This window comes from Luteibacter sp. KNZ12-1A, from assembly GCF_056755675.1.
In genome coordinates, this window is record NZ_JBPGXU010000008.1 from 60,735 (window position 1) to 80,252 (window position 19,518).

Annotated in this window: 15 protein-coding genes and 1 tRNA gene; 5 read left to right on the forward strand and 11 right to left on the reverse strand. The window is 63.0% G+C overall.

Translation table 11 applies throughout. The features are described from left to right. Window positions 1-18 precede the first annotated feature (18 nt). On the reverse strand, window positions 19-1,554 hold the full coding sequence (gene amaB, locus ACR9ZJ_RS03665) for an L-piperidine-6-carboxylate dehydrogenase (protein WP_481286906.1): 1,536 nt from the start codon (window positions 1,552-1,554) through the stop codon (window positions 19-21). Between the two features lie 10 nt (window positions 1,555-1,564). On the opposite strand from amaB, the gene ACR9ZJ_RS03670 reads away from it, so the two are divergent. After that, window positions 1,565-1,993: a hypothetical protein gene (locus ACR9ZJ_RS03670; RefSeq protein ID WP_481281048.1), complete on the forward strand. Its 429-nt coding sequence runs from the start codon at window positions 1,565-1,567 to the stop codon at window positions 1,991-1,993. Window positions 1,994-2,036: 43 nt separating this feature from the next. Here the strand turns inward: ACR9ZJ_RS03670 and ACR9ZJ_RS03675 are convergent, their stop codons facing one another. Beyond that, on the reverse strand, window positions 2,037-3,146 hold the full coding sequence (locus ACR9ZJ_RS03675; protein WP_481286907.1) for an RHS repeat-associated core domain-containing protein: 1,110 nt from the start codon (window positions 3,144-3,146) through the stop codon (window positions 2,037-2,039). A gap of 40 nt (window positions 3,147-3,186) precedes the next feature. Next, window positions 3,187-4,296, reverse strand: a complete 1,110-nt coding sequence (locus tag ACR9ZJ_RS03680; RefSeq protein WP_481286908.1) for an RHS repeat-associated core domain-containing protein — start codon at window positions 4,294-4,296, stop codon at window positions 3,187-3,189. A gap of 183 nt (window positions 4,297-4,479) precedes the next feature. On the opposite strand from ACR9ZJ_RS03680, the gene ACR9ZJ_RS03685 reads away from it, so the two are divergent. The 4 genes from ACR9ZJ_RS03685 to ACR9ZJ_RS03700 all read left to right on the forward strand — a co-directional run bounded on the left by ACR9ZJ_RS03685 (window position 4,480) and on the right by ACR9ZJ_RS03700 (window position 7,024). Then, window positions 4,480-4,556 (forward strand) — tRNA-Arg (locus ACR9ZJ_RS03685). A 168-nt stretch (window positions 4,557-4,724) separates the two neighbouring features. Beyond that, complete coding sequence (locus ACR9ZJ_RS03690; RefSeq protein ID WP_481281045.1) at window positions 4,725-5,012, forward strand: type II toxin-antitoxin system RelE/ParE family toxin; 288 nt, start codon at window positions 4,725-4,727, stop codon at window positions 5,010-5,012. 59 nt (window positions 5,013-5,071) lie between these two features. After that, window positions 5,072-5,479, forward strand: coding sequence for an addiction module antidote protein (locus ACR9ZJ_RS03695; RefSeq protein ID WP_481286909.1), 408 nt, complete (start codon window positions 5,072-5,074; stop codon window positions 5,477-5,479). Window positions 5,480-5,635: 156 nt separating this feature from the next. Further along, the gene (locus tag ACR9ZJ_RS03700; protein WP_481286910.1) at window positions 5,636-7,024 is read left to right on the forward strand and encodes an FAD-containing oxidoreductase; all 1,389 of its coding nucleotides are present in this window, start codon (window positions 5,636-5,638) and stop codon (window positions 7,022-7,024) included. A 58-nt stretch (window positions 7,025-7,082) separates the two neighbouring features. Here the strand turns inward: ACR9ZJ_RS03700 and ACR9ZJ_RS03705 are convergent, their stop codons facing one another. From ACR9ZJ_RS03705 to xseA, 8 genes are all read right to left on the reverse strand, one after another. Further along, window positions 7,083-8,210 carry an RHS repeat-associated core domain-containing protein gene (locus ACR9ZJ_RS03705; protein ID WP_481286911.1) on the reverse strand — a complete coding sequence of 376 codons (1,128 nt, stop codon included), beginning with the start codon at window positions 8,208-8,210 and terminating at the stop codon, window positions 7,083-7,085. Further along, window positions 8,210-9,391 carry an RHS repeat-associated core domain-containing protein gene (locus tag ACR9ZJ_RS03710; protein ID WP_481281041.1) on the reverse strand — a complete coding sequence of 394 codons (1,182 nt, stop codon included), beginning with the start codon at window positions 9,389-9,391 and terminating at the stop codon, window positions 8,210-8,212. The genes ACR9ZJ_RS03705 and ACR9ZJ_RS03710 overlap by 1 nt, the downstream gene beginning before the upstream one ends. Then, entirely contained in the window at window positions 9,388-13,461 is a 4,074-nt protein-coding gene (locus tag ACR9ZJ_RS03715) for an RHS repeat domain-containing protein (protein ID WP_481286912.1), read from the reverse strand. The genes ACR9ZJ_RS03710 and ACR9ZJ_RS03715 overlap by 4 nt, the downstream gene beginning before the upstream one ends. Before the next feature lie 28 nt (window positions 13,462-13,489). Further along, window positions 13,490-14,485 (reverse strand): hypothetical protein, encoded by a 996-nt coding sequence (locus ACR9ZJ_RS03720; protein WP_481286913.1) that lies wholly within the window; start codon window positions 14,483-14,485, stop codon window positions 13,490-13,492. Window positions 14,486-14,512: 27 nt separating this feature from the next. Next, a complete protein-coding gene (locus ACR9ZJ_RS03725) occupies window positions 14,513-15,793 on the reverse strand; it encodes a hypothetical protein (RefSeq protein ID WP_481286914.1) in 1,281 nt (426 codons plus the stop codon). A 70-nt stretch (window positions 15,794-15,863) separates the two neighbouring features. Further along, complete coding sequence (locus tag ACR9ZJ_RS03730) at window positions 15,864-16,463, reverse strand: hypothetical protein (protein WP_481286915.1); 600 nt, start codon at window positions 16,461-16,463, stop codon at window positions 15,864-15,866. A gap of 187 nt (window positions 16,464-16,650) precedes the next feature. Beyond that, window positions 16,651-18,081, reverse strand: coding sequence for an aldehyde dehydrogenase family protein (locus ACR9ZJ_RS03735; protein ID WP_481282713.1), 1,431 nt, complete (start codon window positions 18,079-18,081; stop codon window positions 16,651-16,653). Window positions 18,082-18,208: 127 nt separating this feature from the next. Then, window positions 18,209-19,516 (reverse strand): exodeoxyribonuclease VII large subunit, encoded by a 1,308-nt coding sequence (xseA, locus tag ACR9ZJ_RS03740; protein ID WP_481286916.1) that lies wholly within the window; start codon window positions 19,514-19,516, stop codon window positions 18,209-18,211. Window positions 19,517-19,518 lie beyond the last annotated feature (2 nt).

Sequence of the window (19,518 nt, forward strand, 5' to 3'; positions counted from 1 at the left end):
GGCCTCATATCCGTTCGGTCAGAACTCGAACTTGATGCCCTGGGCCAGCGGCAGCGCGTCCGAGTAGTTGATGGTGTTGGTCTGGCGGCGCATGTACACCTTCCAGGCATCCGAGCCCGATTCGCGACCACCGCCGGTTTCCTTCTCGCCACCGAAGGCGCCGCCGATCTCCGCGCCCGAGGTGCCGATATTGACATTGGCGATGCCGCAATCCGAGCCCGACGCCGAAAGATACTGCTCGGCCGCCTTCAGGTCCTGCGTGAAGATCGCCGAGGACAGGCCTTGCGGCACGGCATTCTGTTCGGCGATGGCCTCGTCGAGGGTGTCGAAGGGCATCACGTAGAGGATCGGCGCGAAGGTTTCCGTTTGCACGACCTCGTCGGAGTTCTTCAGGCCCGTGACGATCGTCGGCAGCACGAAGTTGCCCTTGCGATCGGTGAGCGCCTTGCCGCCCGTGCGCACGGTGCCGCCGGCGGCCTTGGCCCGTTCGATGGCGGCGAGATACGCCTGCACGGCCTCCGGGCTGTTCAGCGGCCCCATTAGCGTGGTGGGAAGCGTGGGGTCGCCGATCTTCTGCTCGACCTGCCCGTAGGCCTTGACCAGCGTGTCGACCACGGTGTCGTGGATCGAGGAATGCACCAGCACGCGGCGGGTGCTGGTGCAGCGCTGGCCAGCGGTACCGACGGCGCCGAACACGATGGCCGGGATGGCGAGCTTCAGGTCGGCCGACTTGTCGAGGATGATCGCGTTGTTACCGCCGAGTTCGAGCAGGCTGCGACCCATGCGCTTCGCCACGCGCTCGCCGACGATGCGGCCGACCTTGGTCGAGCCGGTGAAGCTGATCAGCGGGATGCGTTTGTCATCGACGAAGACCTGCGCGAGGTCGGTGCCGGCATCGTTGAAGAGGAAGAAGATGTCCGGGAAGCCGGCCTCCTTCAGCGCCTCGTTGCAGATCTTCATCGTGGCGATGGCCGAGAGCGGCGTCTTCAGCGACGGCTTCCAGATGCAGATGTCGCCACAGATCGCGGCGAGGAAGGCGTTCCACGCCCAGACGGCGACCGGAAAGTTGAACGCGCTGACGATGCCCACGAGGCCGATCGGATGCCACTGCTCGTACATGCGGTGGCCGGGGCGCTCGGAATGCATGGTGTTGCCGTAGAGCATGCGACTCTGGCCGACCGCGAAATCCGCGATGTCGATCATCTCCTGCACTTCGCCGTCGCCCTCGGGCTTGATCTTGCCCATTTCCAGGGCGACCAGCGAACCCAGGGCGTCCTTGTGCCTGCGTAACGCCTCACCGCACAGGCGGACGGCTTCGCCACGGCGCGGGGCGGGGGTCGTGCGCCAGACCGCGAAGGCCTCCTGGGCGCGCTGCACGATCGTTTCGTAATCGGCGGCGCTGGTGGCCTGCACCGTCGCGATCACCTCGCCCGTGGCCGGATTGGTCGGCGACAGCGTGCCGGCGCCCGTGGTGGCGGCCCATTCGCCACGGCCGAGGTAGGTACCGGATTCGTTGGCGGCGAGGCCGAGCGCTGCGAGGATCTTGCCGGACATGAGGCTCTCCATGGAGAAGGGTAAAACGGCGATTCTAGCAAACGCTCCCTTCACCCCCCGTTGTGCGGCGCGGAAGGATGTCTGCGGGGCGTCGTTGCCCGGCGAGGTTATGAAGACCCTGCGATCACCGGCGCAAGTCCATGCTGGCTTTGACTTTCTTCACCAGGCGGGTGGCCCCATGTCCCGAATCTATGAGATTCCCTACCATCCCGACGAAAGCCACTCATGGACCGTGTGTCTCGACGGGGAGGTGCTATCCCGTTTTGCCAGCCGTTTCGATGCCCTGCTCGCGGCCGTGAACCGGGCGGCCACCGAAGGAGGCGACGCCACCATAGGGATCGAGGGTGCCGACGGTGTCTGGCGTCCTTTCGGGAGCGATGCGAAACGGCCGGCGCGCATCCCGCCCATGCCGGGGCCGGTCGGCAATGACAGCCGATAAGTGGTGGCCCATCGGACATTTTCAGCGGTGGACATATGCGTGCTCAATGTCTCAGATAGACGGGAACCGGATCGGCGCAGAGAAGGTCGAGCATCAGGCGGTCTACCGCGCCGAAGCAGTAGCCATGAAGATGGATGCCTGGTCGCGAGATCTTTTCGATCATTTCATCGAACGTGATGCCACCGATGTCCTCGATGGAGAGATTGCGGCCCGGAAGGTAGCGCTGGAATGCGGAGTGATGACCGACGTCGGCATGGTAGAACGTGCTTTCCGCATGCAACCGTCGTTGATTGGCCCAGTTTTTGCCTTGTTTGCTGCCATGGACGCCGCTGTAGAGATAGACATTTCTACGTCCATCGACGATGGGCATGCGTCTTATTTTTCGCAGGGGGCTGAAAAGACTCATGGAGTTGACGGGCGTATCCGCGCCCCAGTGGGTATTTCCGGGATCGAGCGGATCGGGCCGCACGATCCAATGTGTCTTCAGTACCGGTTGCCCTGTCCGCGCGGAACGCCGAAATTTATGAGCTGGACGCTGATTGGCCGGAACGACTTCGATGTTGTAGCGCGGTAAATCCGCGTCCTGCGGCCCTCTTTGTCCCCGACCCACATAGCGCACCGATGTCGCGGGAGGCTTCGCCGTCAGGGCGACGCCACCGGGAGTGATGCCGGCGGCCACTCCGAGCCAACCAAAGACAGCAGGGGATTTCCTGGCCCCTGCCGAAATCGAAACCGGTGTTCCGATCTCGGCCGCGACGGTGACCACATCGAGTACGGCAGCGGTCGCCGGCATCACCATGGAGATGGCGCCCGTAGGGCTCTGCCGTCTCTCCACCTGCCCGCTGAAACCACCGTTCATGCCCAGGCCTGCGACGACCCAGTCCCACCACGCGTTACCGCTGGGGTCGGTGCGGTTGATCGGGTCGCCGCCGCAATAAGCGTAGCGATTCAAGCCGCCGTCATCGAAGGGGCTGATGGGATCGGGATTGAGGAAACGTCGCAGTACCGGGGAATACAGGCGACTACCGAGTGCATAGGCGCCGGTGCCGGACTCCGCGCATGCTCCGGTGTAGGCGCTGTGCGCGTGCTGTCCCGTCGCCGCGCTGTCGCCGAAAGCGCCGTATATGCGACTCATGGGTGGCTTCCAGGCCATGCCGCGCTCCGTTCCTTTTCAGCGGTGGACATGTGCGTGCTCAATGTCTCAGATAGACGGGAACCGGATCGGCGCAGAGAAGGTCGAGCATCAGGTTGTCTATCGCGCCGAAGCAGTAGCCATGAAGATGGATGCCTGGTCGCGAGATCTTTTCGATCATTTCATCGAACGTGATGCCACCGATGTGTTCGATGGATAGATTGCGGCCTGGTAGGTGGCGCTGGAATAAGGAGTAATCATCGACGTCCAATTGGTAGAGCCTGCTATCTGCATGCAATCGTCGTTGATTGGCCCAGTTTTCGCCTTGTATGTCGCCATGGACGCCGCTGTAGAGATAGACATCTCTAGGTCCATCGGCGATGGGTATCCTTCCTATTTTTCGCAAAGGACTGAGAAGACTCCTCGAGGTGACGGGCGTATCCGCGCCCCAGTGGGTATTTCCGGGTTCGAGCGGATCGGTCGTCACGAACCAATGTGTCTTCAATACCAGTTGCCCTGTCGGTCCGGAACGCCGAGACTTATGAGGTGGACGCTCATCGGCCGGAACGACTTCGATGTTGTAGCGAGGTAAATCCGCGTCCTGCGGCCCTCTTTGTCCCCGACCCACATAGCGCACCGATGTCGCGGGAGGCTTCGCCGTCAGGGCGACGCCACCGGGAGTGATGCTGGCGGCCACTCCGAGCCAACCAGAGACAGCAGGGGATTTCCTGACCCCTGCCGAAATCGAAACCGGTGTTCCGATCTCGGCCGCGACGGTGACCACATCGAGTACGGCAGCGGTCGCCGGCATCACCGTGGAGACGGCGCCCGTGGGGCTCTGCCGTCTTTCCACCTGCCCGCTGAAACCACCGTTCATGCCCAGGCCTGCGACGACCTGGTCCCACCACGCGTTACCGCTGGGGTCGGTGCGGTTGATCGGGTCGCCGCCACAATAAGCGTAGCGATTCAAGCCGCCGTCATCGAAGGGGCTGATGGGATCGGGATTGAGGAAACGTCGCAGAACCGGCGAAAACAGGCGATGGCCGAGTACGTAATCGCCGGTGCCTGGTTCGGCGAGCTGTCCCGCGTACGCGGAGCGTGCCATCTGGCCCACCATCCCGATTTCACCGTAGGCGCCATAGATATGGGTGGCGGGCGCGACCTGCTTCACCGACGTTCCTTCCTGCGGGAGTGCCAGGATTTAATGCACAGGATGGCGTCCGCGGCTATAGCGACAACGGTGTAGGCGCAGCTGCGGTTTCCGCGATCCGTCATGAGCTTAGGCGTCGGGGCGCCGGAATGTCCCCGGTCTCGTCTTTTGTCTCCCGACCGCCTCCGGTATCCTCACATCCTTGGCCCCGTAGCTCAGCTGGATAGAGCGTCCCCCTCCTAAGGGGAAGGTCGCCCGTTCGAATCGGGCCGGGGTCACCATATGAAGCCATTCTTGGCTTGGCCGGATTCCATATTCCGCCACCGATCACACCCTTCAAGCACAGCAAGCACATATCCTCCCGCCCGACTTCCAGGCGGGTCTTGGTGGAGACGCCCAGGGTATGACCGTTCCTTGCAAAAGTGTCTCCAATTGGAGACACTATGCCCATGAACACGGTGATCCAGACAGACGAGTTTACGGACTGGCTTCGCAGCCTGAAGGATCAGGTTGCGAGGGCGAAAGTGATCGTTCGCATCAAGCGTTTGGTTGCAGGGAATGCAGGTGACGCAAAGCACTTCGACGGGATTTCGGAGATGCGGATCGACCACGGCCCGGGATACCGCGTTTATTACGTCAGGGATGGCGACACGATCTACCTTTTGCTGTGTGGCGGCGACAAATCGACCCAGAAGAAGGACATCGAGAAAGCAAAGAAACTGCTGGCGGACCGATAGCCGCCAGCTACGCAGACACGAAATACCTAGTTACGAAGTACCCAGACCAAGGAACCACCATGCCCACCAAGTTCTCGGCGTTTGACGCTGCCGAGTATCTCGACAGTGAAGAGGCCATCGCTGCATACCTGAACGAAGTTCTAACCGAAGATGATCAAGATCTTCTCCTTTCCGCACTAGATGATGTCGCGCGTGCGCGGGGTATGACTCAGGTAGCGGATGCAGCTGGCCTTACTCGTCCCGGCCTCTACAAGGCACTTAAGCCTGGTGCCAAGACCGGGTTCGTGACCGTTCGCAAAATTGCCGGTGCACTCGGCCTAAAAATTGTTCTTGCCCCCTATGGAAAGAAGGCTGTCGCGGCCAGGTCCAGGAAGACGGTCGGTGATGTCGTTCAGCGTACCGCAACAGCTGCACCGAAGAAAAAAAAGCTCCCCTCGCGGCCGGTGAAGACCAAGGCGCGCGCCTGACTGGCGCTAGGAACGTCTGACATCCCGTAGCGTTTTTAGTACACCGTAAGCACAATCCACCCGGCAACCCGCATTCCAGAGCGGAGCCTAGCCCCCTCCCAAGGGGAAGGTCGCCCGTTCGAATCGGGCCGGGGTCACCATTCGAGGCCGGAGCCCATGACCCATACCTTCGACGCCATCATCGTAGGAGCCGGGCAGGCCGGGCCGGCGCTGGCCAACCGCCTCACCGGCGCGGGCAAGACCGTCGCCATCATCGAGCGGCATCTGGTCGGCGGCACCTGCGTCAATACCGGCTGCAAGCCGACCAAGACCCTCGTCGCCAGCGCCTATGCGGCCCGTCTCGCGCAGCGAGGCGCGGAATACGGCATCCGTACCGGGCCGCTGTCCATCGATATGCCGACCATCGCCGCCCGGGCCCGCAAGGTGATCCTCGACTCGCGCAAGGGCAACGAGGACTGGCTGGCATCCATGCCGGGGCTCACGCTCATTCGTGGACATGCGCGATTCACCGGTCCGCGACGGATCGAGGTGAATGGCGAAACGCTGGAAGCGCCCCAGATCTTCCTCAATGTCGGCGGTCGCGCCAACGTGCCGGACTTCCCGGGCGTCGACCAGGTCGATTACCTCACCAACAGCACCATCATTCCACTGCAAGCCGTCCCCGGACATCTGGTGGTGGTCGGCGGCAGCTACATCGGTCTCGAGTTCGCCCAGATGTTCCGGCGCTTCGGCGCCGAGGTGACCATCGTGGAGAAGGGCGCACGGTTGATCGGCCACGAAGACGAGGACGTCTCGGCCGAGATCCGCGCGTTCCTCGAAGCCGAAGGCATCGCCGTTCGCACGGACGCCTGCTGCATCACACTGGCGAAGCACGAGCGCGGCGTGAAGGTCGGCGTGGACTGCACCGAGGGAGCCCCCGAGGTCGTCGGTACGCATGTGCTGCTTGCCGTGGGCCGTCGCCCCAACACGGACGACCTGGGCCTGGATAAGGCAGGCATCGAGACGGACGACAAGGGATACATCAAGGTCGACGATTTCCTCCGGACCAGTGCCGAAGGCGTCTGGGCGATGGGGGACTGCAACGGCAAGGGCGCGTTCACGCACACGGCGTGGAACGACTACGAGATCGTCGCCGCCAACCTGCTCGATGGCGAGGAGCGCAAGGTGAGCGATCGCATCCTCGGCTATGCGCTTTACGTTGACCCGCCGCTGGGGCGAGTCGGCATGACCGAATCGCAGGCACGCAAGTCCGGCCGGCCATTGCTGATATCGAAGCGTCCGATGACACGCGTAGGGCGTGCGGTGGAGAAGGGCGAGACCTGGGGCTTCATGAAGATCGTCGCCGACGCGGAGACGAAGAAGATCCTTGGCGCCGCCATCCTTGGCACAGGCGGGGATGAAGCGATCCACGGCATCCTCGACATGATGAACGCGGATGCGCCGGTCGGGACGCTGCAATGGGCGGTACCGATTCATCCGACGGTGTCGGAGCTCATTCCGACCCTCGTCGGAGATCTGGCGCCACCCCCGAGAAACGGCACCTGATCGCATCGACCGTTCTCAGCTCGTACGTACACGGGTGTGACGGGGCGCCCACCATGGTTCAGAGCCAGGGCGGTGGGCGCAGGTAATACAAGCTCACGTTCGACAGGTTCAGCGCGTCCATGACGACCTCGTCCGCTATGCCGTAACAAGCACCGATAATGTGATCGCCACTCCGTGCCAATTTATCCCGCATGTCCGTTATCAGCATTTCACCCATGTCTTCGATGTCGAGGTCGAGCCCCGCGGATTTGGCCGCTGGTTTCGTGAGCAGGAGATCCTGCTCGTAGAAGAGCGGCTCCGGTGTTCCATGAAACCACTTTGCTGTCCAGTTATTGCCATTGGGCTGGCCATCGACCCCTGTATAGAGGGTCGCATTGGTGATGCCGCGGCCCGTCATGTGCGGGAACAGGTTCGGGAGGTCCTTGTAGTTGATGGCTGAGTCCGCTGCCCAGATCCGGCTTTTCGGATTCCTGACGTGCGTGCCATATATCCAATTTCTTGTCACATCCTTCTTTCCACCCCGATTGAGTGTCGATCGGTGCGCGGGGATGTCGCCATCGATGAATACCGAGATGTTCCGTTCCGGCTGTACTCCTGTGCCTGCGGCCTGTGCGATGACACTGACAGGCCCTACGAAGCGCCGCGTTGGCGAACCGCTTCTGGCGGCTGCGAGATCGGATCCACCCAGGGTGGCCCTTGCCATATACCCGATCCATCCAAAGAGGCCACCGGCCTCCGGCTCGTTCGACACCGTCAGGGCGGCGGCGTCGACAGCCGCAGTGATGGAGATCGAGTCGATCATGGACGCGGCGGTCGAGGCCACCGTGCCGGGCGTCGTGACAGCGTCGTTCGTATGCCGGGAACCCGGCGCCGAACTCGCCGTTCCGGTGTTGTTTCTGGCCAGCCCGAAAGACATCGCCACCCAGCTCAGCCATGAGTGACCTTTCGGATCGATCCGGTTTATGGGATCACCGCTGCAATAGGTATAACGATTGATGCCGCCACGTCCGAACGGGCTGGCCCGGTCCGGGGTGAGGAATCGGCGCAGCGTGGTGCTATAGAAACGCGCACCCAGCAAATAGAAGCCGGTGTCGGCCTCGCCTACCTCACCAGCGAAAGCGGTACGCGCCGCCGCCGCCGGCGCGCGCTCGCCGTAAGCGCCGTACGTCGACGTCAGCGTGCGCATCACGGACTTGCCCGCACGGGGAGCAAATGATCGGAGACCGCGGATGGCATGTTCAGCGATCTCATGACGGATTCGTCGAGGAGACCGTGCCCGGTGACGGCGACATGGATGCCATCCTCCGACAGGCGTCGTCGAATCTGTTCCGTTGTCGCTCTCGTCATGTCCATGGCTTCGACGTTCAGTCCCGCGGAGGCGCCGGCCCGCCGGGCGCTTTCGATATCCGGCCTGTGAAGTCGTTCGCCGGCGATCCGCCTGGTTCCATGGGGGTTCCGGAATGCTCGCCGCGAGATCGGGGTCCCGAAGTACAGGTTTGCTTGCCTGACGCCATCCCTCCTGAGTTCCACGGCTCCCTGCCTCACTTGCGGAAGGCTGCCGCTCGCATCGCTTGCCACCAGGCTGCGGGTCGATCCCCGTGTGTCGCTTCGGGCGGATGCGCTCGATGCCAGGATGGGCATGGTCGTCTTCAGGGCACTCACCGTGGCATGGGTGGTGGCTGTCCTGCTCGCACCACCACCGCCGGCCGGCGCGCCACGGGTGGCGAACGACGCCCTGGCGGACGTCATGGATATCTGTTTGGACGCCACGAGCGTGGCGGCGCCCGAGGCGACCCCCGCGCCCATGGACACCCAGCCCAGGATGGCGTTGGCTTTCTGGTTCTGTGTCGCCATCGAGGCGACCGAACCGATAGCCGCCGCTGTCGATATCACGTCCATCGTGACCGCCGTGGTGGTGGCCACGATCCCGGGGGTCGCGGCCACGACGGTCGCCGCGGCGGATGCGGCTCCCATCACGCCGGCCCCACCCGCGGCGGCGGTCGCCACGGCGGTCGAAGCGGCCGCGAGGGGAGCGGTCAGGGCTCCGGCGCTGATGACCGTGCCCACGACGGAGAGGGCCACCATCAATCCGGCCGCCAGCCAGTCCGTCCACGCGTTGCCGCTCGGGTCGATCCGGTTTACCGGATCGCCGCTGCAATAGGCATAGCGGTTGAATCCTCCCTCGTGGAAAGGGCTTTCCGGGTCGGGCACGAGGAAGCGCCGCAGTACCGGGTTGTATGGACGGCCGCCGAGCAGGTACCACCCGGTCAGCCTTTCCATGATCTCGCCGGCGTACGCCAGCCGTGCGGCGCCTGTCGCGCCGGCGTTTCCGCCGTAGGCGGTGTAGATGCGTGCCGCGACGCTCATGAGATTCGATCCGGCACGGACTCCGTCACCACGGACCCCTGTGGATCGGTACCGAGCAGGAAGGTCTCCCTGATCGCCCCGGTGAGCCGGGTCTCGGCGACGATGCCACCCTCCGCCCGGATGAATCGCCGTCCCTCCAGCGCATCGACCTCGAAGGCGATGGCGCCGTCTTCGCGGTAGCGGTACCTTGGCACCTCATCGATCGTCACGCTGCTTACGCGCGTGTCCGGGCCGTGGATATAGGTGATCCGCCTGTCGTCGGCAAGCGTCACGTTCACCAATCGGCCTGCGCCGTCCCAATGCAGTGTCCGGCCCTGGCCATCGTCGATCAGGTTGCCGTTCGCATCGTACGTGAGCTCCAGTGGCGTGCCGTAGCCGGGATAGCCATCCAGGCTGTTGCTTACGCTGACCAGCCGGTCGAAGTCCACCGCGTCATACCCGTAACGGGTGACGTTGACCCGTCCGTCGAGCAGTGTCGTCGTCACGGTCCGCAGGTTGTCGAGGCAGTCATGCTCGAACTCCTGTTTCACGTATGGCTGTCCGGTCTCGTCGAGTGGGTGTTCGCCTTCGACCGCGACGATACCATGGAGGATCAGCCGGCCGCGGTCGTCATAGTCCATCGTCTCGGTGCGCAGGAGCGTGGTGTCGTCGCGGTACCAGCGACGCTCGGAAACCTTGTCGTCGGCTCGCCAGTCGAATGCCAGGCTGCGCTTTTGCGTGGTCGATTCGCCGGTGTGTTCCCAGGTCTGCTCGTGCACGCGCCCCAGGGGGTCGTAAGCAAGCCGCTGCGTGACGGAACGGCCATCGGCGGAGCGCGAGATGCGATGGTCCAGGCGCGACAGGCCGTCGTAGAACAGCTCGATCGTCACGTCCTCATCGGTCACGCTCTTCAGGCGTCCCTTGTCGTCGTAGTCGTAGGTTTGCGTTATACCGTCGGTGCCTGTCTTCTCCAGGGCGAGGCCCCCCGGCGTGATGGTGACATGGCACCCTCGCGGCAGGTCACCGGTGAGGGCGATCTCCTGGCTGGTCATCCGGCCGAGATAGTCAGGCGCGATCGTCATCGATCCGCCTTCGGCGACGATCCGGGTAGGCAGGCCCATGGCGTTGTCATAGGTAGCCTCGGTCAGTATGGCCTCCACCGCACCCTCCGGACTCGTCAACGTCGAGCCGAGCAGCGCTTCTCGCAGGCGAAGATCGTAAGCCATCCGGAGCATATTGCCGCTCGGCATGGTCTTCGTGTCGGAACTCATCTGGTTCGGTATGTAGGCATGGCTGGTAATCAGGCTGCCCGCCTGTTCCATCTTCAACCTTCCCAGTCCGTCCCAGGTGCGGGTTCCCAGTTCCAGTTCGCCGGCTTTTCCGGCGAGGCCGCGGAGCGCTCCATCGCGCTCGGGCGGTACGATGGCGAGCCGGGCGACGAACTCGTCCTCGTGGCCGGGCGCGTAGGCCCGAAGCACGGCGGTTCCATCGGGAAGGTCGCTGCGAATCAAGCGGTCGTGGCCGTCCCATGCCTGACGGGTCACCTTGCCAAGAGGGTCCACCATCTTCACGCACCTGCCCAGCCCGTCGTATTCCCATGTGGTGGTCGACGCAACCGTGGGCTCGCCGGTCTCGGACCACGTACCGGTTTGCGCGCGCCGTTGCCGATCCGCGGCGTCGAGGTAGGTCGATCGCCAGCCGGTCTTTTCGTCGATTCCGTAGCTCTGCCACTGCATCGTCCGCGTGATCACCTCGTCGCCGAACGAAAGCGGGTCACGGACAAGGGTCGTCTCACTCAGCGTCTTGCTTCCATCCGGCGAGGTCATCTGCGAGCAGCGACCCCAGTCGTCGTATGCGTAGGTCGTCTCCAGTCGCAGTGCGGTGTCCCCGCGCATGCGGTCGATCTGCACCTCTCTGACGAGTTGCCCGAAGCCGTCATATTCCAGCTCGTGCACGGTCATCAGCGTGCCGTCGGGCAGGGGCTCCTGGCGACGGATGGTGCGGCCTTGCTCGTCCATCCACACGCGATGTGGCAGGCCCGTAATGCCAATGCGCTCGACCCAGCGTTCGCTCATCGACAATTGATAGCGCCAGCGCGTTTCGACGCGGTAGTCGGGATGGTCGGGTGACAGCACTTCGCTGGTGCGGCGGCCCAGGGCGTCATAGGTGAACTCGGCCTTGTTGCCGAGCGCATCCACCGTGGATCGCACCAGGCCACTGATGAGGTGGAGGGTTTCGCTTGTCGTGTTCACCACGCCGTCGTGCGTGGTGTGCGTGGTGTGCGTGGTTACCGTGCCAGCGACGTCGTCGGTTTCGTAGGTGAACGCGCGGATCTCCGTCAGTCCATCCTGCTCGCGTGTCTCCTGCAGCAGGCTGCCGTGCTGGTTGCGCTGGTCCGTGACAAACGACTGCTCGCTGTGGACGAGAATCGTGTCAACGTCGGCATCGAACACTGTCGACGTTTCCCCCGATGCCTGGATGTAGTAGGTGCGCTCCCGCCGCGAGTTGTTTTCGATGACTCGTGCGGAGTTTCTTACGGGGACCTCAACGTAGCGGTACCGCGTCGAACGAATCGGGTCGCCGTTCCTGCCGGGCGAGGTGCTGCGGCTCCTGAGGCGTCGCACTTTCCCGAGCGGATCGGGTGGGCATAGGCCTTCCTCGCCTTCCGGCGGGTAATAATCGGACGTTTCGGTCGTATCGGTGGCACTGTCGTAACGTGACAGGACATTTCCGTAGCCGTCGTACGAACTCTCGGTGAATGTGACCTGCTTCATGTCGGCAAAGCGAATGTCGTAGCAGGTGGTGGTCACTTTGTGCGGAAGCTGGAAGCTCGCCTCCTGATCGTCGAAAGAGACGTGGTCTTTGATGCCGTACTCGGTAACGACGTCCTGCACGACATTGCCACGGGTGGTCTTCTCGTTGGTGACGAGGTGGAAGTGGTTGTAGTTGCGCTCGATCGTGCACAGCAGGGATCCGTCTTGATACTGCTCCTCCGTCGACCCATAGGTGTAGGCGTCCGCGCCGGGCATGTGGAGGAGCTGATCATTCCGGTTTTCCCAGGACTGTACCGCCGGGTAACCGTAGAAGTTATGGTCGAGGTCGCCGTTTCTATAGGTGTATCGGCTTTCCCGGACCACGGTCGTGGCATCGGTCGCGAGTGACCGTTTCCGTGTCGTCACGGCGGGCATGTGGGAAAGCGGTCCCCCAGGGGGAAGCGTAAGTGCCGCCGTATCGTATTCCACCGAATCGCTCAGGCCATCGGGGGAGGTCACCGACGCGAGCAATATCATGATGCCGCCGACGGAGCGATACCCGAATTCCCACACCGCTTCATCGCCTTCGGCCGTTTCGATTTCATTGAGGTCGGCGATGAGGGGAATGGCGATGCGTTCAAGCTGCCCCCCCAGGACGCTGAATTGCATCTCCAGCGGAACAACAGCCTCGCGACGGGCGGCGTCGGCCAGGTGGAGGGTGAGCCGGACGTTGTTCAGGTCGGCGTAGTCGACCTGCAGCAATGCCTCGCCATCGTTATCCATGACGCGTGTCAAACGCGAAATGCCGTTCCCATCCGGTTCCCATATGAGTTGGAGTGCGTCGCCGCTGGGGTTGATGATGCGAACGGGTCGTAGCAGGTGGGTGGGGTACGACATCGCCTGGAGATGCTCGACGACGCCAGTCACGTGTTCGACCACGGCGGTTCGATGTTCCGGATCCATCATGACCAGTGAACAGCTGTCGAGCTTGCGATCCGGAAAGCGCGCCGGTGCATCGAGCAAGAGCCTCTCGACCTTGTGACTGTCGCCGCTGGACAGGGTCAGGAGGCTGGCGTCGAGGTCGAGTTCGGTGAGGCCAAGACGCCAACCCTTGCCGAAGCCGTCGTCGATCGTGTCGGCGGCGCTGTAGCTCAGGCGGAAGGGGAGGTGGGGGCCTCGCAAGTGATTGCCTTCACCCGTAGCCAGGTCGATGCTCGCCGAATACATGCCGGTGCGAGGGTCCACGTCCGCGTTGATATGGCTGTAGAACTGAAATGCGGTGGAGTACATGTCCCCCGGTGCCAGGGGGGCCGGTGCAAGGGTTTCATCGGTCGTCATGGCGTTGCCTTCCCTGGTCCTGTGTCGGTCACGTCGCTATCAGTTCGTCCCGTTCACCCTTGACGAATTCGATGTGGCAGCTTTGCACGCTGCCGTGGGCATCCGTCATGGTCAATTTCATCGGCGCCTCCGGTGCGCCGACCCAGGCCGGGATGTCGACCCTTCCGCACACTACGATGACGCCCGATTCCTCTTCGGGGCTTGCAAGTCGCTCTGGTGGTGGCGTTGAACCGAAGTGGTCGTTCATCGCGCCGTTCCAGTGAATCGTCGTGTCGCCGGGCTCGACATAGCCTGTGAAACAGGGTTGCCTGAAGTACGACACCTTGTCCTTCCAGTGGATCAGGCCCGGGGGATCGCAGATCATGCTGCGGATGCCGAGCGTGGTCTGGTCCACCAGCTGGATCGATACCGTTACGATGTCATCGAAGATACCCTCCGCGTTCGCTCCGTACGGATGCGTGGCCGGATCGAGGGGGCGCCGTTCGAGCATGAAGGAACTGGCGGAATACCTCTCGGGAGGAAGGGGCGTCATCGTGATGCCGACATGCTTGTCCATCGCCGCTATGGGTTGCTCGATGCCATCGAAGGTGCACCTTCCGTTGGTGCGCCAGATCGAAAGATCGTCGCCATGGACCTCGAAGGCGACATCCAGGGTCTCCGTGGCCTCGGTGTTGGCGGACAGGTACAGGAAGTAGGACTGGATGGCTCGTGGCTCGCCTGTCCTGGTGGTCTGGGATACATAGCCACGATAGACGTGTTGGGCCGACCAGCCCTTGTAAGTGGTGGAACCATCGTCCGAGAACGGGATCGCTCCGGAGTTCTGGTTATGGTAATCGAAGAGCCGAATGCTCGCGATTTCACTGGAGGTCAAGTCCGACGGCGTCCCATCGTGCTCTGACGCCAGATCGAGCCTGATCCTGGCCTGCTGAAGTCCATTACGGTAAACCTCCGTCTGCTCGAGGATGACGTCGACTTCAGTCAAATCAAGCGCGGGAGACTCGCGCGGGGAGGCTTTCCTTGCCATCACGTTATCCTTGAATGGAGAGCGACATCACGCGATCGTAAATTCGTCCCTGGTGGCGTCGTACGACAGGGCTAACATATGGTCGTTGCCGTAAGCGTCCAGGATATGCATGACCGTGGAACCCTTTTCCGGGATAACGCCGCCCGCGCTGTTGGTGAACTTCCTGGGGAGATTTCCTTTCAGGATTCCTATGACGATACGGCTCTTGTTCGCTCCCACGATCTGACCGACACAATTCGTGTACATCGCATACGGAAGATCCGCGTCCGGTGACGTGTCGTGTTTTCCATGACTGGAACCGCTTCCGATGTAGTGCACGGTCGTGGTGACCCTGTCGACGCGGGTGCCGGCGTGAACGGTGATCGTGGCCGTCGATGTTTCGCTGTTTCGCGTGGCATCGGAAGGTGCGGACTCCGCGACGAGAGCGTACAGCGGCGGCAGGGGAAGACCGGCCGATTCAGCGCCGGTTTCGCCCGGCTGGCTGTAGTAACTGATTCCCCACTGCACATGAGCGAAGAAGTCGCCATGAACGTAGAACCCGAATGCACCTTCCGGTGGCTTGCCACCGACGGATGCGCTCGCTCCGACGGAATCCAGGGGGATGGCGACTCCATTCAATTTCGGATTGAGGTAGTACTCGGTCGCCCAGTAGAAATAGGTGGTCGAGTCGCCCACCTTTCTCCCCGAGACGAGACCGTTGGAAGCAGCGCCGAAATCCATGGCCGAAAGAAAGGGGGGGGCCGCCAGAAGGACGTCGACCGACGAGTCGAATTCGCCATCCCGTCCCTGGCCTTCGGAATCGTTCACGGACGGGCTGGTCGTGAAGAACAGGTTCTCGGTCACCTGGAAACGTGCCGCGAGCGCTCGTCCCGACGATCCGGGAGTGGCGGAGACGTAGAGCGTGATGACCTGGATGCTCGCGGGGGGCTCGACAGCGGTGGCCCGGGATACTTCCGCTTCACTGTTCCGGCTGGGTTCGTCCTCGTGGGGATGCTTCGCCGGAATGGCGGATTCGGTCCACGTGAATCTGTTCTTGTCGAATGACGACGCATAGCCGTCACCCAGCGCGCTAGCGTCATCGTAGAAGATGAGCGTGAGGGCCTTCCTGATCTCGGCTTCCGTGAGAGTGATGGGGTTCTCGTTGGCATCGGCGGCGATCAACCCGACCTTGATCGGACACTGCTGGTTGCCGTTGCTGAAGAGCTTGATCGTCCCGTGCTGCTCGCTGGGATTGGTCTTGTAGATCTGGAAGTAAGTGAGCTGCCTGACGTCGGCAAGCGAGGTAGTGGGGCGGGATGGGGTGTTCATGAGGACGGTCCTTGTCTGTTCGTGGTTCGTCTGCCAGGTGTTATCCGCGCGGGTTCCCGCCGACACGCCGTCACTTCACGTCGATGCCGTGAGGTGACGTTAAAGATGTGCCGTGACCGCCGTTGACCTGCTGGGCATATGTGCCATTTGGTCCAGGCACCTGTAGGATGAAACAGGAAAGTTTTCCGGTAAGGCCGTTCTGGTAGTCAGCCTCGACAATGGCCGTATCCCACTTGAAGTCCGTACCGAAGCTTGGAATATTTATCGCCGAGGCTTGCTTCAGTACGGTGACTTTTGTCCAGTCGTCGCTTTTACCGCAGTCCGGATCGTCGAAGAGCCAGAGCAGCGTTCCAGGCGGCATGTTTTCCAGGGTCACGGAGCGCGCCTTGTCGTTCGCGCAGTCAACCTGCCCCTCGGGTTCGTCTTTCAGGTTCAGCCTGAGATAAAAGGGAACCTGAGGAACATCGATGGTGCAGAAATTGTCGTCATGGTTATCCTCCCTATTCCAGAACCTCATGAATGCCACCGCTTTCACGGCGTTGCCCGTCTTGCTCTGCTGTGGGCTGCGTGGAGCGACGTAGTTGCCTGCTGGTTGCGGTGTAGCGCATGAAGCCAGAAGGACGATCGTCAGGAATATCAGGAAAGAGTGCATGCGTCGGGCGGTATTCATTCGAAAGCTCCTTTTGCGAATTCCAGAACCCACGTGCCATTCAACCGGCGTCGAGTTCATGGCGCCATAGTCCTTAAGACGTAGGCCGTCCCTATTCGGCGTGCGGCTTCCGATCGGTCGAACTGCGTGCCAATTTGGTGCACGCACGTCGACTTCGGCCCCTTGAGCCAGGAGCCGAAGCGATTCCTCAACTATCCCGAATGACCATCAGGCGCACATCCGTCATGTCCTCGATGGCATAGCGTACGCCTTCGCGGCCCAGGCCCGATGACTTCACGCCACCATAGGGCATGTTGTCGACGCGGAAGCTGGGCACGTCGTTGACGATCACGCCACCCTGTTCCAGCTCATCCCATGCACGCATGGCGTGGCGCAGGTTGTCCGTGAACACGCCGGCTTGCAGGCCGAAGTCCGAGTCGTTGACCATGCCGAGGGCTTCGTCGAAAGTGCTGAAACGGTGGAGCAGGGCAACCGGGCCGAAGGCTTCCATGCGTTGCAGCTTTTCGCCGCGCGCCACGTTTTCGAGCAAGGTCGCTTCGAGCATGACGCCCTTGCGCCGGCCTCCGCACAGGACCTTCGCGCCCGCCTTCCTCGCCTCGTCGATCCACTCCTCCAGCCGTATGGCGGCGTTCTCGTCGATCATCGGGCCGAGGAAGGTATTTTTCTTCTTCGGATCGCCGGCCTTGAGTGTCTTGACCTTCGTTACGAGTCGACGGCGCAATTCGTCATAAATAGTGTCGTGCGCAAGGATTCGTTGAACACTGATGCAACTCTGCCCTGACTGGTAGAACGCGCCGAAGACCAGCCGGTCGACGATGGCGTCGAGGCGTGGGGCTTGGTCGCCGTCGACGATGCAGGCGGCATTGCCACCGAGTTCAAGGATGACCTTCTTGTGCCCGGCCTTGGCCTTGAGGTCCCAGCCGATGAGGCCGCCGGTGAACGAAAGCATTTTCAGGCGCGGGTCGGTCACCAGTGGCTCCGCATCGCGGCCAAGCATGGGCAGGATGGAGAATGCTCCGCGGGGCAGATCGGTTTCGGCGAGAACCTCGCCGATGATCAGCGCGCCAAGGGGCGTTCGCTCGGCGGGCTTGAGCACGAAGGGGCAACCCGCGGCGATGGCCGGAGCCACCTTGTGTGCCACGAGGTTGAGTGGAAAGTTGAATGGCGTGATGAAAGCCACCGGCCCGAGCGGGACGCGGCGCGTGTAACCATGATAGCCGGCGCTGCGTTCGGAGATTTCGAGGTTGAGCGTTTCGCCGTTGATTCGCACCGCTTCTTCGGCGGCGATCTTGAAGGTTTCGATGAGCCGGGTGACCTCGCCCGCCGCATCGCCGATCGGCTTGCCGGCCTCGACGCAGAGCGCATAGGCCAACTCGTCCCGACGCTCGCGGAAGCGCGTGACACAGTGTTCCAGCACCGCCTGCCGTTGGTACGGCTTGAACCGCTTCATATCGCCGGCCGCGCCGTGCGCCGCCGCGATGGCCTGGTCCAGGGCCGCCGCGTCGGGCAGGGCGACGCGCGTGGCAACCTCGCCGGTGTACTTGTCGATGACGTCGAGCTTCGCCTTGCCCTTCACGGCGACGTTGGCGAGGTAATAGGGGTAGTTCTTCCGAAGCATGTACGTGGCCTCGTGGGTGACGAAACCACGGATCATCCGATCCGAGGTGTTCACGCGTCGTGAGGCATCTCCGCGACGAAAAGCGACCCATCCATGGCACTAGGATGTAGATGGTCCTCGCCTTCGACTATTCCCGCCGAAGCTTCATCTCGCCGTCTCCCAACATCACGCGCACGCGCTCTCCGACGGCGACATCGGCAGCACGACGCACGATCGCCTCGCGTTCGTCGAAGACGATCGCATAGCCGCGTTCGAGCGTGGCGAGTGGGCTCACCGCGTGCAGCGTGCGGCCCTGCTGGAGGACCCGCGCGCGATCGCGTTCCAGTTTGCGTGCGATGGCGCGGTCGAGCCGTTGCCGTAGTTCGGCATTACGCAGGCGAGCCGGTTCGAGGCGCAGGCGAGGATGTCGCGCCGTCAGGCGGGCATCGAGGCGTTCGAGACGCGCTCGGCGCAAGGCGTTCGCCTGGCCGATCGCGAAACGGAGGCGCCGGTGCAGGGCATCGAGGCGCTGCGCATCGCGCGCGAGGCGCGCCTGCGGACGCTGGGTGTTGAGGCGCGCCTGCCAATGGTCGGCGCGTTGCGCCGCGGCCTGAAGGCGGCGCGTCGTCAGCGTCGTCATTCGCTGGCGCAGGCGGTCGAGCTGGCGCGCGAGGTCCGCGCCATCGGGCACCAGCAGTTCGGCGGCGGCCGAAGGTGTCGCCGCGCGCAGGTCGGCCACGAAATCGGCGATGGTGAAATCCACCTCGTGGCCCACGGCGGAGACGACCGGCACGGCGCTGGCATGGATCGCCCGTGCCACGGTTTCATCGTTGAAGGCCCAGAGGTCTTCCAGCGAGCCGCCGCCGCGGGTGACGAGGATCACGTCGTAGCGACCGCTGGCCGACGCACGCCTTAGCATGGCCACGATCGCGGGCGGCGCCTCGCGACCTTGCACCGGCACGGGCAGCACGTCCACCTCGGCGAGGCCGAGGCGGCGTCCAAGCACGCTCAGCACGTCGCGGATGGCCGCGCCGGACGGTGACGTGATGACGCCGATGCGGCGCGGAAACACGGGCAGCGCGCGCTTGCGTTCCGGGGCGAACAGTCCTTCCGCGCCAAGCCGGGCCTTGAGCTGTTCGAACTCGCGCTGCAAGGCGCCTTCGCCCGCCGGCTCCATGTGGTCGGCCACCAGCTGGAACTCGCCGCGCGCCTCGTAAAGCCCGACCTTGGCGCGCATGAGCACATGCATGCCGTCGGTGGGCCGGAAACGCAGGCGCGACGCGGCCATGCGGAACATGGCGCAGCGGACCTGGGCGCTGGCATCTTTCAGCGTGAAGTACATATGCCCTGAAGCGGGCCGTGAGACGTTGGAGAGTTCGCCTTCGATCCATACCCCCATCGGGAGGGCATCTTCCAGCAGGTCTCGCACCAACCGGTTCCTGTCTCTTATACACATCT

Bases quoted from the DNA above. Each gene is read 5' to 3' on its own strand.
- ACR9ZJ_RS03700 (WP_481286910.1), top strand. From the start codon at position 5,636: ATGACCCATACCTTCGACGCCATCATCGTAGGAGCCGGGCAGGCCGGG.
- ACR9ZJ_RS03690 (WP_481281045.1), top strand. From the start codon at position 4,725: ATGAACACGGTGATCCAGACAGACGAGTTTACGGACTGGCTTCGCAGC.
- ACR9ZJ_RS03725 (WP_481286914.1), bottom strand. From the start codon at position 15,793: ATGAACACCCCATCCCGCCCCACTACCTCGCTTGCCGACGTCAGGCAG.
- amaB (WP_481286906.1), bottom strand. From the start codon at position 1,554: ATGTCCGGCAAGATCCTCGCAGCGCTCGGCCTCGCCGCCAACGAATCC.
- ACR9ZJ_RS03670 (WP_481281048.1), top strand. From the start codon at position 1,565: ATGGAGAAGGGTAAAACGGCGATTCTAGCAAACGCTCCCTTCACCCCC.
- ACR9ZJ_RS03695 (WP_481286909.1), top strand. From the start codon at position 5,072: ATGCCCACCAAGTTCTCGGCGTTTGACGCTGCCGAGTATCTCGACAGT.
- ACR9ZJ_RS03675 (WP_481286907.1), bottom strand. From the start codon at position 3,146: ATGGCCTGGAAGCCACCCATGAGTCGCATATACGGCGCTTTCGGCGAC.
- ACR9ZJ_RS03720 (WP_481286913.1), bottom strand. From the start codon at position 14,485: ATGGCAAGGAAAGCCTCCCCGCGCGAGTCTCCCGCGCTTGATTTGACT.
- ACR9ZJ_RS03715 (WP_481286912.1), bottom strand. From the start codon at position 13,461: ATGACGACCGATGAAACCCTTGCACCGGCCCCCCTGGCACCGGGGGAC.
- ACR9ZJ_RS03735 (WP_481282713.1), bottom strand. From the start codon at position 18,081: ATGCTTCGGAAGAACTACCCCTATTACCTCGCCAACGTCGCCGTGAAG.
- ACR9ZJ_RS03705 (WP_481286911.1), bottom strand. From the start codon at position 8,210: ATGCGCACGCTGACGTCGACGTACGGCGCTTACGGCGAGCGCGCGCCG.
- ACR9ZJ_RS03710 (WP_481281041.1), bottom strand. From the start codon at position 9,391: ATGAGCGTCGCGGCACGCATCTACACCGCCTACGGCGGAAACGCCGGC.
- ACR9ZJ_RS03730 (WP_481286915.1), bottom strand. From the start codon at position 16,463: ATGAATACCGCCCGACGCATGCACTCTTTCCTGATATTCCTGACGATC.
- xseA (WP_481286916.1), bottom strand. From the start codon at position 19,516: ATGTGTATAAGAGACAGGAACCGGTTGGTGCGAGACCTGCTGGAAGAT.